At 64.3% G+C, this 16099-nt stretch carries 12 protein-coding genes; all 12 read right to left on the reverse strand.

All coding sequences use genetic code 11. From position 1 onward, the window contains the following. Nucleotides 1-116: 116 nt before the first annotated feature. Complete coding sequence (kdsA, locus tag KSS95_RS21750) at nucleotides 117-962, reverse strand: 3-deoxy-8-phosphooctulonate synthase (protein ID WP_217849525.1); 846 nt, start codon at nucleotides 960-962, stop codon at nucleotides 117-119. Between the two features lie 3 nt (nucleotides 963-965). After that, nucleotides 966-2594, reverse strand: a complete 1629-nt coding sequence (gene pyrG / locus KSS95_RS21755) for a CTP synthase (protein ID WP_046854404.1) — start codon at nucleotides 2592-2594, stop codon at nucleotides 966-968. Between the two features lie 270 nt (nucleotides 2595-2864). Continuing rightward, the gene (tilS, locus tag KSS95_RS21760) at nucleotides 2865-4148 is read right to left on the reverse strand and encodes a tRNA lysidine(34) synthetase TilS (protein ID WP_217849527.1); all 1284 of its coding nucleotides are present in this window, start codon (nucleotides 4146-4148) and stop codon (nucleotides 2865-2867) included. Between the two features lie 156 nt (nucleotides 4149-4304). Continuing rightward, nucleotides 4305-5252, reverse strand: a complete 948-nt coding sequence (locus KSS95_RS21765) for an acetyl-CoA carboxylase carboxyltransferase subunit alpha (protein WP_134689523.1) — start codon at nucleotides 5250-5252, stop codon at nucleotides 4305-4307. A 105-nt stretch (nucleotides 5253-5357) separates the two neighbouring features. Then, nucleotides 5358-8882: a DNA polymerase III subunit alpha gene (dnaE, locus tag KSS95_RS21770; protein ID WP_217849529.1), complete on the reverse strand. Its 3525-nt coding sequence runs from the start codon at nucleotides 8880-8882 to the stop codon at nucleotides 5358-5360. A 148-nt stretch (nucleotides 8883-9030) separates the two neighbouring features. Beyond that, nucleotides 9031-9654 carry a ribonuclease HII gene (gene rnhB / locus KSS95_RS21775; protein WP_217849530.1) on the reverse strand — a complete coding sequence of 208 codons (624 nt, stop codon included), beginning with the start codon at nucleotides 9652-9654 and terminating at the stop codon, nucleotides 9031-9033. A 1-nt stretch (nucleotide 9655) separates the two neighbouring features. Further along, nucleotides 9656-10783, reverse strand: coding sequence for a lipid-A-disaccharide synthase (gene lpxB, locus KSS95_RS21780; protein ID WP_217849532.1), 1128 nt, complete (start codon nucleotides 10781-10783; stop codon nucleotides 9656-9658). 1 nt (nucleotide 10784) lies between these two features. Next, nucleotides 10785-11561: an acyl-ACP--UDP-N-acetylglucosamine O-acyltransferase gene (lpxA, locus tag KSS95_RS21785; protein WP_186660056.1), complete on the reverse strand. Its 777-nt coding sequence runs from the start codon at nucleotides 11559-11561 to the stop codon at nucleotides 10785-10787. Beyond that, entirely contained in the window at nucleotides 11558-11998 is a 441-nt protein-coding gene (gene fabZ / locus KSS95_RS21790; RefSeq protein WP_003252314.1) for a 3-hydroxyacyl-ACP dehydratase FabZ, read from the reverse strand. Before fabZ ends, lpxA begins: the two co-directional genes overlap by 4 nt. A gap of 114 nt (nucleotides 11999-12112) precedes the next feature. Continuing rightward, nucleotides 12113-13168 (reverse strand): UDP-3-O-(3-hydroxymyristoyl)glucosamine N-acyltransferase, encoded by a 1056-nt coding sequence (gene lpxD, locus KSS95_RS21795; RefSeq protein WP_217849534.1) that lies wholly within the window; start codon nucleotides 13166-13168, stop codon nucleotides 12113-12115. 1 nt (nucleotide 13169) lies between these two features. Continuing rightward, nucleotides 13170-13673, reverse strand: a complete 504-nt coding sequence (locus KSS95_RS21800) for an OmpH/Skp family outer membrane protein (protein ID WP_023629834.1) — start codon at nucleotides 13671-13673, stop codon at nucleotides 13170-13172. Between the two features lie 44 nt (nucleotides 13674-13717). After that, a complete protein-coding gene (gene bamA / locus KSS95_RS21805; RefSeq protein WP_134689529.1) occupies nucleotides 13718-16078 on the reverse strand; it encodes an outer membrane protein assembly factor BamA in 2361 nt (786 codons plus the stop codon). Nucleotides 16079-16099 lie beyond the last annotated feature (21 nt).

The following is a 16099-nucleotide window of genomic DNA, read 5'->3' on the forward strand; positions in this document are numbered from 1 at the left end:
CTTTTGGGAATTCTTGCCGTTCACCAGGCGACATGGCACGGGCAGGCCTGGGGAAGGGAGCCCCTGACCGAAAGGTCAGGGGTGGAACGGGCGGTACTTTACCCGAGAAATGAGCTTTACGCGGTTTCTACCGTCGGAAAACTTTTCACCAGGTCATCCAGCTGCTTGAGCTGGCTGAGGAACGGTTCCAGCTTGTCCAGGCGCAAGGCGCATGGGCCATCGCACTTGGCGTTGTCCGGGTCCGGGTGGGCCTCGAGGAACAACCCGGCCAGGCCCTGGCTCATGCCAGCCTTGGCCAGGTCGGTGACCTGGGCGCGGCGGCCACCGGCGGAGTCGGCGCGACCACCCGGGGTCTGCAGCGAGTGGGTCACGTCGAAGAACACCGGGTACTCGAACTGCTTCATGATGCCGAAGCCGAGCATGTCCACCACCAGGTTGTTGTAGCCGAAGCTCGAACCACGCTCGCAGAGGATGAGCTGGTCGTTGCCGGCCTCGACGCACTTGGCGAGGATGTGCTTCATCTCGTGGGGCGCCAGGAACTGCGCCTTCTTGATGTTGATCACCGCGCCAGTCTGGGCCATCGCCACCACCAGGTCGGTCTGGCGCGACAGGAAGGCCGGCAGCTGGATGATGTCGCACACCTTGGCCACCGGCTCGCACTGGTAGGGTTCGTGCACGTCGGTGATCACCGGCACGTTGAAGGTGCGCTTGATCTCCTCGAAGATCTTCAGGCCCTCTTCCATGCCCGGGCCGCGGTACGAGTTGACCGACGAGCGGTTGGCCTTGTCGAAGCTGGCCTTGAACACGTACGGGATGCCGAGCTTCTCGGTGACCCGCACGTATTCCTCGCAGACCTTCAGGGCCAGGTCACGGGACTCCAGGACGTTCATGCCGCCGAACAGGACGAACGGCTTGTCGTTGGCGATCTCGATGTTACCGACGCGAATGATCTTCTGAGTCATGGATCAGGCCTTGTTCTTCTGTGCCAGGGCCGCCTTGACGAAACCGCTGAACAGCGGGTGACCGTCACGCGGGGTGGAGGTGAACTCCGGGTGGAACTGGCAAGCGACGAACCATGGGTGGTCCTTGGACTCGACCACTTCGACCAGCGCGCCGTCTTCGGAGCGACCGGACACCTGCAGGCCCGCTTCGACCAGCTGCGGCAGCAGGTTGTTGTTGACTTCGTAACGGTGACGGTGACGCTCGGTGATGATGTCCTTGCCGTAGCAGTCGTGGACCTTGGAGCCGGCCGCCAGCTGGCAGTCCTGCGCGCCCAGGCGCATGGTGCCGCCCAGATCGGACGCTTCGGTACGGGTCTCGACCGCGCCGGTGGCATCGGCCCACTCGGTGATCAGGCCCACTACCGGATGGCCGCTGTTGCGGTCGAACTCGGTGGAGTTGGCGTCTTTCCAGCCCATCACGTTACGGGCGAACTCGATCACGGCCACCTGCATGCCCAGGCAGATGCCCAGGTACGGAACCTTGTTCTCGCGGGCGTACTGCACCGCGGTGATCTTGCCTTCGACGCCGCGCAGGCCGAAACCGCCCGGCACCAGGATGGCATCGGCGCCTTCCAGCAGGCTGGTGCCCTGGTTCTCGATGTCTTCGGAGTCGATGTAGCGCAGGTTGACCTTGGTGCGGTTGGTGATGCCGGCGTGGCTCATCGCTTCGATCAGCGACTTGTACGCGTCCAGCAGCTCCATGTACTTGCCGACCATGGCGATGGTGACTTCCTGCTCAGGGTTGAGCTTGGCGTCCACCACCTTGTCCCACTCGGACAGGTCGGCGCTGTTGCACTGCAGGCCGAAGCGCTCGACGACGAAGTCGTCCAGGCCCTGGGCGTGCAGCACGCCTGGGATCTTGTAGATGGTGTCGACGTCTTCCAGCGAAATCACCGCACGCTCTTCGACGTTGGTGAACAGCGCGATCTTGCGACGCGACGAGGCATCGACCGGGTGGTCGGAGCGGCAGATCAGCACGTCTGGCTGCAGGCCGATGGAGCGCAGCTCCTTGACCGAGTGCTGGGTCGGCTTGGTCTTGGTCTCGCCCGCGGTGGCGATGTATGGCACCAGGGTCAGGTGCATCAGCATGGCGCGCTTGGAGCCCACTTCGACGCGCAGCTGGCGGATCGCCTCGAGGAACGGTTGCGACTCGATGTCACCCACGGTGCCGCCGATCTCGACCAGCGCGACGTCGGCATCGCCGGCGCCCTTGATGATGCGGCGCTTGATTTCGTCGGTGATGTGCGGGATGACCTGGATGGTCGCGCCCAGGTAGTCGCCACGGCGCTCTTTACGCAGCACGTGCTCGTAGATGCGGCCGGTGGTGAAGTTGTTGTTCTGGGTCATCGTGGTGCGGATGAACCGCTCGTAGTGGCCCAGGTCGAGGTCGGTCTCGGCGCCGTCGTGGGTGACGAACACTTCACCGTGCTGGAACGGGCTCATGGTGCCCGGGTCGACGTTGATGTACGGGTCCAGCTTGAGCATGGTGACCTTCAGGCCCCGCGCTTCCAGGATGGCCGCCAGGGAAGCCGAGGCAATGCCTTTCCCCAATGAAGAAACAACACCGCCCGTGACGAATATGTAGCGCGTCATGAAAAACCCTAGAAGTCTGCGTTAAGGCGGTCAGCGCCGCCGGAGAAAGCGAAGGAAGGCCGAAGCCCCCGATCACCTGCGTCAATCACAGTGCATCTCGAAAAACTGCCGCGTCTGTACAGACCAGGGGTATCCCCGGCATGGAGCTCGCTCGTCATTTTAAGAAATCAGCCCAGCAAAAAACTGCTTGGTAATCGGCAACCTCTGTGTTTTCGCGGAACCCACAGAAGCTGTATCAAGAAGGGAGGGTAGTCTACCCGAATGTACCCTTCAGCTCAAACCTTGCACGTTCGTCGGTGGCTGCCAGTGCAACTGGCGATCTGCCGCTGAGCACGCGGGCAGGTTGGCCACCGCCAGCAATTGCCCGTCGCGATACAGCAATGGCAGGCGCTGGCGCACGAAGTGCGGGATCTGCGCCTCGTTGAGCAGGCGCTTGAGATCGCGCCGGCCACGCCCCGGCACATCCAGCACTTCGCCCCCTTGGCGATAGGCGATGTGCAGGCTGCCGCCAACAGCGCAGCCAGCCAGCCAGACCTGGCCGTTGCCCGGCAGCGCCAGGGGCAGCGCGGGGTTCGACCAGGCCAGCTGGCCAGTCGGGGCCTCGAGCCATTGGCCGTCCAGCCACCAGATGCGCCCATGGCCACGCTGCACTTGACCGTCGGTCAGGCGCCACAGCGGGCAGGCATCGCCGGCGGCGTCACGCAGGTCGTCCCAGCCCGCCCAGTGGCGACTGTCCGGCAGCCGGGTACGGCGGCTGAGCCAGGCTTGCAGGGCATTGCGCTGGCGTGCCGGCGACAGGGCCTTGAGCACGGCCAGGTCGAGGGAGGCCAGGCCGAGCCAGGGCAGCGGCGCATTGTCGCAGGCCGGGGCCAGGTCGCTGGCGGCCAGTTCCTCGAGCAAGCCCAGCGCCTCGCCCAGGTGCTCGGCACTGCGCGCCAGCTTGGCGTCCACCTGCGGCCAGCGACCGCGCAACAGCGGCAGGACCTCGCCACGGAGAAAGTTGCGGGCAAAGGCCGTGTCGTCATTGGAAGGGTCATCGACCCATACCAGCCCGTGAGCGTCGGCGTAGGCCTGCAACTGCTGGCGCGACAGCCCCAGCATCGGCCGCACCAGGCTACCCTGGCCCAGCACCCGATGTTCCGGCATGGCGGACAATCCACGCAGGCCGGCACCGCGCAGCAGGCGAAAAAGCAGGGTCTCGGCCTGGTCGTCACGGTGCTGGCCGGTGAACAACACCGCGCCTGCGCCCAGGCGCTTTGCAAAGGCGTCATAGCGGGCATTGCGGGCCGCCTGTTCGAGGCTGGCGCCGGGGGCGACCTGGACAGGGATTACCTCGAGCTCGACACCCAGGGCGGCACACACCGCTCGGCAGTGATCGGGCCAGGCGTCGGCGGCGGCTTGCAGGCCGTGATGGACGTGGATGGCGCGCAGGGGGGGCGTTGAATGGTTGCGGGAGTAATTGGCAAGCTGGTGCAGGAGGACGGTGGAGTCCAGGCCGCCAGAGAAGGCGACGTACCAGGCGGGGGCGTTGAGCCAAGGGGTGAGGTTGAGCATCAGGGCCTCACAGGGCTTGAGATCGCCGGGGGCGCTTGGCGCCCCTTTCGCGACACAAGGCCGCTCCTACAGGAGGGCGCCAGTTTCGAATACTGCGCCATCCTGTAGGAGCGGCCTTGTGTCGCGAAAGGGCCGCGAAGCGGCCCCCGGAATCCATCAGAGGCCGTAGCTCATCAGGCGATCGTAACGGCGCTTGAGCAGCGCGTCGTTGTCGAGCTTGCCGAGCATGTCCAGCTGTTCGACCAGGTCGCCACGGATGCTCGCGGCCATCGCGGCCGGGTCGCGGTGGGCGCCGCCCAGGGGCTCGCCAATGACCTTGTCGACGATGTTCAGGCTCTTCAGGCGCTCGGCGGTGATGCCCATGGCCTCGGCGGCGTCGGCAGCCTTGTCGGCGGTCTTCCACAGGATCGAGGCGCAGCCTTCCGGCGAGATCACCGAGTAGGTGGAGTACTGCAGCATGTTCAGCTGGTCGCACACGCCGATGGCCAGCGCGCCGCCGGAACCACCCTCACCGATCACGGTGGCGATGATCGGGGTCTTCAGGCGCGCCATCACGCGCAGGTTCCAGGCGATGGCTTCGCTCTGGTTGCGCTCTTCGGCGTCGATGCCCGGGTAGGCGCCCGGGGTGTCGATGAAGGTCAGGATCGGCATCTTGAAGCGCTCGGCCATTTCCATCAGGCGGCAGGCCTTGCGGTAGCCTTCCGGGCGCGGCATGCCGAAGTTGCGGCGTACCTTCTCGCGCACTTCGCGGCCCTTCTGGTGGCCGATGACCATGACAGGCTTGTCGTTCAGGCGCGCGGTACCGCCGACGATCGCGGCGTCGTCGGAGAAATGACGGTCGCCGTGCAGCTCTTCGAACTCGGTGAAGATGTGGTCAATGTAGTCGAGCGTGTACGGACGGCGCGGGTGACGGGCCAGGCGGGCGATCTGCCAGCTGGTCAGGTTGCCGAAGATGCTCTCGGTCAGGGTGCTGCTCTTGTCTTGCAGACGGGCAATTTCATCGCTGATGTTCAGCGAGTTGTCGTTGCCCACCAGGCGCAGCTCTTCGATCTTGGCTTGCAGGTCGGCAATCGGCTGTTCGAAATCGAGGAAATTCGGGTTCATAGGCTTCCGTCTTGGGTCTACGGCCAGGCGGCCGGCCGGTGGATCCGTTTGGCGCCCTACCTTAAGGGATCAGGCGCATAAAGGTCGAGATTAAAATTCGTCGTTTCAACGGTATTGCAGGAAGACGTTCTCACGTCCGAACTGGTCACGCAGTGCCTGAATCAGCCCATCGGCGGGGTCGATGCACCACTGGTCGCCGAATTGCAGCATGGCCTTGGCGTCGCTGCCGGTGTACTCCAGGGTAATCGGGCAGCCACCGCGATGGCGGGTGATCAGCTCGCCCAGCCAGCTCAGGCGATCGCCCTTGAGCGCCTCATGGCTGATTTTCAGGCGCAGGCTCTCGGCCAGCTTGGTCCGCGCGTCCTCCATGGTCATCACGGTCTTGACCCGCAGGCGCAGGCCGCCGGAGAAGTCATCGTTGCTCACCTCCCCTTCCACCACCACCATGGCGTCGGTCTGCAGCAGGGCCTGGGCGGCCATGAAGGCGTCGGCGAACAGCGAGGCCTCGATGCGCCCGGAACGGTCGTCGAGGGTGACGAAGCCCATCTTGTCGCCTTTCTTGTTCTTCATCACCCGCAGGGCAATGATCATGCCGGCGATGGTCTGGGTGTCGCGGGCCGGCTTGAGGTCGACGATGCGCTGGCGGGCGAAGCGGCGGATCTCGGTCTCGTACTCGTCGATCGGGTGGCCGGTGAGGTACAGGCCAAGGGTGTCCTTTTCGCCTTTCAGGCGTTCTTTGAGGGTCAGCTCGCGCACCTTGCGGTGGTTGGCATAGACGTCCACGTCGGCGGCGTCGAACATGCCGCCGAACAGGTCGACGTGGCCGCTGTCGGCAGTATGCGCGGCCTGCTCGGCGGCCTTCACCGCCTCGCCCAACGCCGACAGCAAGGTTGCGCGGTTGATGTCGATGTTGGCCTGGTAGGCCTTGATCTCGTCATGGAAGTGCGGGCCCAGGCGGTCCAGCGCGCCGCTGCGGATCAGCGCGTCCAGGGTACGCTTGTTGACCCGCTTGAGGTCGATACGCTCGCAGAAGTCGAACAGGTCCTTGAACGGGCCGCCTGCGGCGCGCGCCTCGACGATCGCCTCCACCGGGCCCTCGCCCACGCCCTTGATCGCACCCAGGCCATAGACGATACGGCCGTCGTTGTTGACGGTGAACTTGAAGTCGGAGAAGTTCACGTCCGGCGCATCCAGGCGCAGCTTCATGCTGCGCACTTCCTCGACCAGCACCACGACCTTGTCGGTGTTGTGCATATCCGCCGACAGCACCGCGGCCATGAACGGCGCCGGATGGTGAGTCTTCAGCCAGGCGGTCTGGTACGACACCAGGCCGTAGGCGGCGGAGTGGGACTTGTTGAAGCCGTAGCCGGCGAATTTTTCTACCAGGTCGAAGATGTTACCAGCAAGATCGGCATCGATATTGTTGGCCACGCAGCCTTCGATGAAACCGCCGCGCTGCTTGGCCATTTCCTCGGGCTTTTTCTTACCCATGGCCCGGCGCAGCATGTCTGCGCCACCGAGGGTGTAGCCGGCCATCACCTGGGCGATCTGCATCACCTGTTCCTGGTACAGGATGATGCCGTAGGTGGGCGCCAGTACCGGCTTGAGCCCTTCGTACTGGTAGTCCGAGTGCGGGTAGGCCAGCTCCGCGCGGCCGTGCTTGCGGTTGATGAAGTCGTCCACCATGCCCGACTGCAGCGGGCCGGGGCGGAACAGCGCCACCAGTGCGATGAGGTCTTCCAGGCAGTCGGGCTTGAGCTTCTTGATCAGCTCCTTCATGCCGCGCGATTCGAGCTGGAACACCGCCGTGGTCTCGGCTTTCTGCAGCAGCTCGTAGGTCTTGCGATCGTCCAGCGGGATGAAGTCGATGTTGACGTCGGGCAGGTTCTTCTTGGCCTGCTCGCGGTTGATGATCTCCATCGCCCACTTGATGATGGTCAGGGTACGCAGGCCGAGGAAGTCGAACTTCACCAGGCCCGCGGCCTCGACGTCGTCCTTGTCGAACTGGGTCACCAGGCCGCCACCCTCTTCGTCACAAGCGATCGGCGAGAAGTCGGTGAGCTTGGTCGGCGCGATCACCACGCCACCGGCGTGCTTGCCGGTACCGCGGGTGACACCTTCGAGCTTCAGGGCCATGTCCCAGATCTCGCGGCCGTCCTCATCACTCTTGAGGAAGTCGCGCAGGATCTCTTCCTGCTCGTAGGCCTTCTCCAGGGTCATGCCCACTTCGAACGGGATCATCTTCGACAGGCGGTCGGCCAGGCCGTAGGACTTGCCCTGCACCCGCGCCACGTCGCGCACCACCGCCTTGGCGGCCATGGTACCGAAGGTGATGATCTGGCTGACCGCGTTGCGCCCGTAGGCCTCGGCCACGTAGTCGATCACCCGGTCGCGGCCATCCATGCAGAAGTCGACGTCGAAGTCGGGCATGGAAATACGTTCAGGGTTGAGGAAACGTTCGAACAGCAGGTCGTAGGCCAGCGGGTCGAGGTCGGTGATCTTCAACACGTAGGCCACCAGCGAACCAGCACCCGAACCCCGCCCCGGGCCAACCGGCACATCGTTGTTCTTGGCCCACTTGATGAAGTCCATGACGATCAGGAAGTAACCGGGGAAGCCCATCTGGATGATGATGTCCAGCTCGAACTTCAGGCGGTCCAGGTAGACCTGGCGCTTCTCTTCGTAATTGGGCGTGGTTTCCTTCGGCCAGAGCACCGCCAGGCGCTCCTCCAGGCCTTCGTGGGAAACATGGCGCAGGTAGTCGTCGATGCCCATGCCGTTGGGCGTGGGGAAGTCGGGCAGGAAGTACTTGCCCAGCTGCACGGTGATGTTGCAGCGCTTGGCGATTTCCACGGTGTTGGCGATGGCGTCCGGCAAGTCGCTGAACAGCTCGGCCATTTCCTCGGCGGACTTGAGGTACTGCTGGTCGCTGTAGCCACGCGGGCGACGCGGGTCGTCGAGGGTCCAGCCCTCGCCGATGCACACGCGGGTCTCGTGGGCGTCGAAGTCCGACTGTTTGATGAAACGTACGTCGTTGCTCGCCACCAGCGGCGCGCCGAGCTTGTCGGCCAGGGCCACGGCAGCGTGCACGTACTCCTCGTCACCGGCGCGGTTGGTGCGCTGCAGCTCGACGTAGAAGCGCTCGGGGAACATCGCCATCCAGTCCGCGAGCAGGGCCTGGGCTTCGTCCTGACGATTGCTCATCAGGGCCATGCCGATATCGCCTTCCTTGCCCGCGGACAGGGCGATCAACCCTTCGCTGGCCGGGGCGATCCAGTCACGCTGGATGATCACCAGGCCATTGCGCTGGCCGTCGGTCCAGCCGCGCGAGATGAGCTCGGTGAGGTTGCGGTAGCCCTTGGGGTTCATGGCCAGGAAGCAGATGCGCGACAGCGGCGCCTCGGGGTCGGCCCCGGCCAGCCACAGGTCGGCGCCGCAGATCGGCTTGATGCCGGCGCCCATGGCGGTCTTGTAGAACTTCACCAGCGAGCACATGTTGCTCTGGTCGGTGATCGCCACCGCCGGCATGTTCATCCCGGCCAGGGCCTTGGCCAGCGGCTTGATCCGCACCAGGCCGTCGACCAGGGAGAATTCGGAGTGCACGCGAAGGTGAACGAAGGAGACCGACATGGAGGATCCTGTAGCAGAGCTGAACGACAAGGGCGCGATTGTAGCGTAAATGGCGCAGGGTGATCGAAAGCATCGCGGGGCAAGCCCGCTCCCACGCCGGATGATCAAGCATGGGAGCGGGCTTGCCCCGCGATGGGCCTCAAACCAATCAGATCAACGCGTTGCAGACGCCGTCACGGGCCTCCCACGCCGCCCGCACCGGCGCGAACGAACGCCGATGAATCGGCGTCGGCCCGAGCCGGGCCAGGGCTTCCAGGTGCACCGGCGTCGGGTAGCCCTTGTGCCCGCCGATCCCGTATCCCGGGTAGATCAGCTCGAAGGCGCTCATTTCCCGGTCACGGGTGACCTTGGCCAGGATCGAGGCCGCGGCGATGGCCGGTACCTGGGAGTCGCCCTTGACCACCGGTGCCGCCGGCACCGCCAGCTTCGGGCAGCGGTTGCCGTCGATCAACGCCAGCTTGGGGGTGACATGCAAGCCTTCCACCGCGCGCTGCATGGCCAGCATGGTGGCCTGGAGGATATTCAGCTGGTCGATCTCCTCGACCTCGGCGCGGGCAATGCAGAAGCTCAAGGCCTTTTCGCGGATCTCGTCGAACAGCGCCTCGCGCCTGGCCTCGGTGAGTTTCTTCGAGTCGTTCAGGCCAAGGATCGGCCGGTTCGGGTCGAGGATCACCGCGGCGGTGACCACCGCGCCGCACAACGGGCCACGGCCGACCTCGTCGACACCGGCGACCAGGTCCTCGACCAGGTTGAAATCCAGTCCCATCTGCATGTCAGTGGTCCTTCAGCAGGGCGAGCACCGCGTCAGCCGCCTGGTTGGAGGCATCGCGGCGCAGGGTGCGGTGAATCTGGTCGAAGCTGTCGGTCTGCTGCGAGCCGTCCTCGAGCAAGGGTGCCAAGGTCTGCGCCAGGGCTTCGCTGGTGGCGGCGTCCTGCAGCAGCTCCGGCACCAACAGGCGCTGGGCCAGCAGGTTGGGCAACGACACGTAGGGGCTCTTGACCATGCGTTTGAGGATCCAGTACGTCAGCGGTGCCAGGCGGTAGGCCACCACCATCGGCCGCTTGTACAGCATCGCTTCCAAGGTAGCGGTACCCGAGGCGATCAATACCGCATCGCAAGCCGCCAGGGCCTGGTGCGACTGGCCGTCGAGCAAGGTCAGCGGCAAGTCGCGCCCTTCGAGCATCTGCTCGAGCTGGGCGCGCCGCGCGGCGTTGGCGCACGGCAGCACGAAGCGCACGCCGGGCACGCGCTCACGCAGGTGCTGGGCGGCATCCAGGAACAGCGCGCCCAGGCGCCCCACTTCGCCGCCCCGGCTACCCGGCATCAGCGCGATGACCGGGCCATCGCCCAGGCCCAACTCGGCACGCGCCGCGCCTCGGTCAGCCTCGAGGGGAATGGTGTCGGCCAGCGGATGGCCGACGAAGCGCACCGGCACGCCCTGCTCTTCATAGAAGCGTGCCTCGAACGGCAGCAGGGTCAGCATCAGGTCGCAACCCTCGCGAATCTTCAGCACGCGCTTCTGCCGCCAGGCCCAGACCGAAGGGCTGACGTAGTGCACGGTCTTGATCCCGGCCTGGCGCAGCTTGAGTTCGATATTGAGGGTGAAATCGGGGGCGTCGATGCCGATGAACACATCGGGCCGTTCGTCGATCAGCGTCTGGATCAGCAACTTGCGGCGCTTGAGCAGCTCGCGCAGACGCCCGAGCACTTCCACCAGGCCCATGACCGCCAGGCGCTCCATGGGGAAGTAGGAGCTCATGCCCTCGGCTTCCATCAGCGGGCCACCCACACCGATGAAGCGCACATCGGGGTGACGGGCCTTGATGGCGCGCATCAGGCCGGAGCCGAGAATGTCGCCGCTGGCCTCGCCCGCGACCAGCGCAACACAGAGCTGGGCCATGTCAGCGGGTGATGCCGCGGGCGGAGTTGGCGATCGACTGGCGGAACACGTCGACTTGCGGGAACTGCTTGACCAGCTCGTCCAGCTCCTTCAATGCCTCTTCGACGGTCAAGCCCTGACGGTAGACGATCTTGTAGGCGCGGCGCAGCGCATGCAGCACCTCGTCGCTGAAACCACGGCGGCGCAGGCCTTCGAAGTTCATGCTGCGGGCTTCGGCAGGGCTGCCGAACACGGTGACGTAGGCCGGTACGTCCTTGCCGATCGCGGTGCCCATGCCGGAGAAGGCGTGGGCGCCGATGTGGCAATACTGGTGCACCAGGGTGTAGCCGGACAGGATCGCCCAATCGCCGACATGCACATGGCCCGCCAGCGCGGTGTTGTTGACCAGGATGCAATGGTTGCCGATCACGCTGTCGTGGCCGATGTGGGCATAGGCCATGATCAGGTTGTGATCGCCCAGGGTGGTCTCCGCGCGGTCCTGGATGGTGCCGCGGTGGATGGTGACGCCCTCGCGGATCACGTTGTGGTCACCGATCACCAGGCGCGTCGGCTCGCCCTTGTACTTCAGGTCAGGGGTGTCTTCGCCGATCGACGAGAACTGGTAGATGCGGTTGTGCTTGCCGATGCGGGTCGGCCCCTTGAGCACCACGTGCGGCCCGATGACGGTGCCCTCCCCGATTTCCACATCGGGGCCTACGATCGACCAGGGGCCGACCTCGACGCCGTCGGCCAGCTTGGCCGAGGGATCGATGATCGCCCTAGGGTCAATCGAACTCATAGGGAACGTTCCGCGCAGGTGATCTCTGCCGAGCATACCGGCTTGCCGTCGACCAGGGCGCGGCACTCGAACTTCCAGATCATGCTCTTGCGGCTGAGGAATTTGGCTTCCAGCACCAGCTGGTCGCCCGGCAGCACCGGCTGGCGGAAGCGCAGCTTGTCGGAGCCGACGAAGTAGTAGAGGGTGCCGTCGGCAGGTTTCGCGTCGAGCATCTTGAATCCGAGAATCCCGGCCGCCTGGGCCATCGCCTCGATGATCAGCACGCCCGGCATGATCGGATGCGCCGGGAAGTGGCCATTGAAGAACGGCTCGTTGATGCTGACATTCTTGTAGGCACGAATGCTTTGGGCCTCGAAGTCCAGATCCGTGACCCGATCCACCAGCAGGAACGGGTAACGGTGAGGCAGGTATTCGCGAATCTCGTTGATGTCCATCATTTCGGGGGGAAGCCTGTAATAAGAATAGGGAGCGCAGGTGCTGGCAACTGGCGCCTCGTGCACAGGCACAGAGACGCCGGCCAGCGACTGCTCACGCTCGCTCGGAAAAAGGTATCAGCCTTCTGATGTCGGCTGGCCATCCGAGGTCACGGTGTCGACACGTTTTTCCAGCTGCCCGAGACGCTTGGCCATCTCGTCCAACTGGCGGATACGCGCGGCGCTCTTGCGCCATTCGGCCAGCGGTTGCATGGCCGTGCCGGACGAGTAGCCACCCGGCTCGGTAATCGAGCGGGTCACCATGGTCATTCCGGAGACGAATACGTTATCGCACACGTCGATGTGGCCGACCATCCCGACGCCACCGGCGATCATGCAGTGCTTGCCGATCTTGGTGCTGCCGGAAATACCGACACAGGCAGCCATCGCCGTGTGGTCGCCGACCTGGACGTTGTGGGCGATCTGGATCTGGTTGTCGAGCTTGACCCCGTCACCGATACGCGTATCCGACAGCGCACCGCGGTCTACCGCAGTGTTCACGCCGATTTCGACATCGTCACCCAAGGTGACGCCGCCGATCTGGGCGATCTTGCGCCAGATGCCTTTCTCGTTGGCGAAGCCGAAGCCCTCGCCGCCGATCACCGCGCCCGACTGGATCACCACGCGCTTGCCGATGGTCACGTCGTGGTACAGCGTCACCCGCGGGGCGAGCCAGCCGCCCTCGCCGATCACGCAACGCGCACCGATGAAGCAGTGGGCACCGACGGTCACGTTGGCGCCGATACGCGCGCCGCTCTCGACCACCGCGAACGGGCCAATGCTGGCGCTGGCGTCGACCTGTGCGTCATCCGCCACCACGGCGCTGGGATGAATTCCCGCCACAGCCTTGGGCTTTGGATCGAACAGGTGCGAAAGGCGCGCGTAGGCCAGGTACGGATCGGGCACGATCAGGGCGCTGCCGGCAAAACCTTCGGCGTCCTCGGCCTTGAGCAACACCGCGCTGGCCTGGCTCTCGTCCAGGAACTTGCGGTACTGCTTGTTGGCCAGGAAGCTCAACTGACCCTGGCCGGCCTCCTGCAAGGTGGCCAGCCCGGTGATTTCCAGCGCCTCGGGGCCCTTGAGGCTGGCCCCGAGGGCCTCGGCCAATTGGCCGAGCGTCATCGTCACGGTCATATCAACGCGCTTGGTTCATGCGCTCGATCACCTGGCGGGTGATGTCGTACTGCGGTTTGACGTCGATGACCGCGCCACGCTCGAGCACCAGGTCAAAACCACCTTTCTTGATGACTTCTTCCACGGCGCCATCGAGCTTGGGCTTGAGCTGCTTGAGCATGTCACGGTCGGCCACGGCCTTGGCTTCGTTGAGTTCCTTGGACTGGAACTGGAAGTCACGGGCCTTTTGCTTGAATTCGAGCTCAAGACGCTCGCGCTCTGGCTGAGGCATCTTGTCGCCGCCCTTGATCAGGCGATCCTGGATGCCCTTGGCGCTGCTTTCCAGGCCCTTGAGCTTGGTCAGTTGCGGGCCGAACTTCTTCTCGGCATCCACGGCGTACTTCTTGGCCGCGTCGGATTCCAGCAGCGCCATCTGATAGTTCAGCACGGCCACTTTCATTTCGGCGAAAGCCGGGGTGGCGACCAGCGCCGCGGCCACGAGGGCCAGTTGGGTCAACTTACGCACGATGCACTCCTGGATAATCCGTTGTCGTTATGCAAGGGCCGACCTTAGAAGGTCTGGCCCAGAGAGAATTGGAACACTTGCGTGTCGGCGTCGTCCGGCTTCTTGATCGGCATCGCCAGGCTGAAGCTCAGCGGGCCCAGCGCGGTGATCCAGGTCACGCCCAGACCGACGGAGCTGGCCATGTCCGAGAAACCGACCTTGGTGCAATCGGGCTTGGAGCCGCAGTTGGTGTCGAACACGTTACCCACATCCCAGAACACGGAGGTGCGCAGCGAACGTTGGTCCTTGACGAACGGCAGCGGGAACAGCAGCTCGACACCACCCTGGACGAGGACGTTACCACCGAACGGCAGCGGATCCTGGTCCGGGTCGGCGATGGTGCCCTGGTTGCCGGTAACGGCGGCGCCGCGGCTCGGCGTACTGCGTGGGCCCAGGGTGCTGTCCTTGAAGCCGCGCACGGAGTTGAAACCACCGGCGTAGTAGTTCTCGTAGAACGGCAGGCCCGAAGTCGAACCGAAACCATCACCATAGCCCAGCTCGGTGTGCAGGCGCAGGGTGTAGTCGTTGTTGATTGGCTTGAACAGCTGGCCGCGGTAGTCGAGCTTGTAGAACGACAGGTCGCTGCCCGGCACGGTGGTTTCCAGGGTCAGGCTCTGCGAGTGACCGCGGGTGGCCAGCACACCCTTGTTCAGGGTGGACTCGGACCAGCCGATCGACGCCTTGAAGTTGAGGAAGCTGTCGCCTTCGTCCTGGATGAACTTGAAGATCTCGTCCACGGTGTAGCGACCGGTCTTCAGCTTGTCCTGCTGCACGGTCAGGCCGTAGGTCAGGCGCGAGGTTTCGCTGATCGGGTAGCCAAGGCTGACACCGGCACCGAGGCTGTCCACCGCGTAGCTGGCCACGTCGACATCGAGGTCGTCGTAGTCGGTGCTGCGGTAGAAGGCGTTGTAGCCCAGGCTCACACCGTCGGCGGTGAAGTAGGGATCGACGAAGCCGAAGTTGTAGCGGGTCTGGTATTCGGAACGGGTCAGGCCGATGGAGACCTTGTTACCGGAACCCAGGAAGTTGCTCTGGCTGATCGAGCCGCCGAGGATCAAGCCGGCGCTCTGGGCGAAACCGACGCTGGCGGTGATCGACCCGGAGGCCTGTTCCTCGACGCTGTAGTTGACGTCGACCTGGTCGTCGGTACCCGGCACCGGCGGGGTCTCGACGTTGACTTCCTTGAAGAAGCCCAGACGCTCGAGACGGGTCTTGGACTGGTCGATCAGGTAGGTCGAGGCCCAGCCGCCTTCCATCTGGCGCATCTCGCGACGCAGCACCTGGTCTTCGGTCTTGGTGTTGCCGCGGTAGTTGATGCGATTGACGTAGGCACGCTTGCCCGGATCGACGACGAACATGATGTCGACGGTGTGGTCTTCGTCGTTCGGCTGTGGCACGCCATTGACGTTGGCGAAGGTGTAGCCTTCGTTACCCAGGCGACGGGTGATCAGGTCGGACGTGGTGGTCATCACCTTGCGCGAGAACACCTGGCCCGGCTGCACCAGCAGCAACGATTTGACCTGGTCTTCCGGTACCTTGAGGTCACCGGAGAGCTTCACGTCGCGGACGGTGTACTTCTCGCCTTCGTTGATGTTGACGGTGATGTAGACGTGCTTCTTGTCCGGGGTGATCGACACCTGGGTGGAGGCGATGTCCATGTTGATGTAGCCGCGGTCCAGGTAGTAGGAACGCAGACGTTCCAGGTCACCGGAGAGTTTTTCGCGGGCGTACTTGTCGTCGTTCTTGAAGAACGACAGCCAGTTGGTGGTCTTGAGTTCGAACAGCTGGCCAAGGGTCTCGTCGTCGAAGACCGTGTTGCCCACCACGTTGATGTGCTGGATCGCGGCCACGGTGCCTTCGTTGATCTTGATCTTCAGGCCGACACGGTTGCGCGGCTGCGGCACCACCTCGGCGTCGACCTCGGCCGAGTAGCGGCCCTGGGCCACGTACTGGCGCTGCAGTTCGTTACGCACGCCTTCGAGGGTCGCGCGCTGGAAGATTTCGCCTTCGGCCAGGCCCGACTGCTTCAGGCCCTTCATCAGGTCTTCGGTGCTGATCGCCTTGTTGCCTTCGATCTCGATGCTCGACACCGATGGGCGCTCGACCACGTTGATGATCAGGACATTGCCGTCGCGGTTCAGCTGAATGTCCTGGAAGAAACCGGTCTTGAACAGCGAGCGGGTCGAATCGACCAGGCGGCGGTCGTCGACCTGGTCACCGACGTTCAGTGGCAAGGCGCCGAACACGCTGCCGGCGGAGACCCGCTGCAAGCCGTTGACACGGATATCGGAGATGGTGAAGGACTCGGCGTGAACTTCAGCGATCATCAGTGCGGAGAGCACCGCAGTTAGCAGCAGACGTTTCATGAAGTCCTTTTATTCCAACTG

Origin of the sequence: Pseudomonas muyukensis (assembly GCF_019139535.1) — a bacterium.
Lineage (GTDB): Bacteria > Pseudomonadota > Gammaproteobacteria > Pseudomonadales > Pseudomonadaceae > Aquipseudomonas > Aquipseudomonas muyukensis.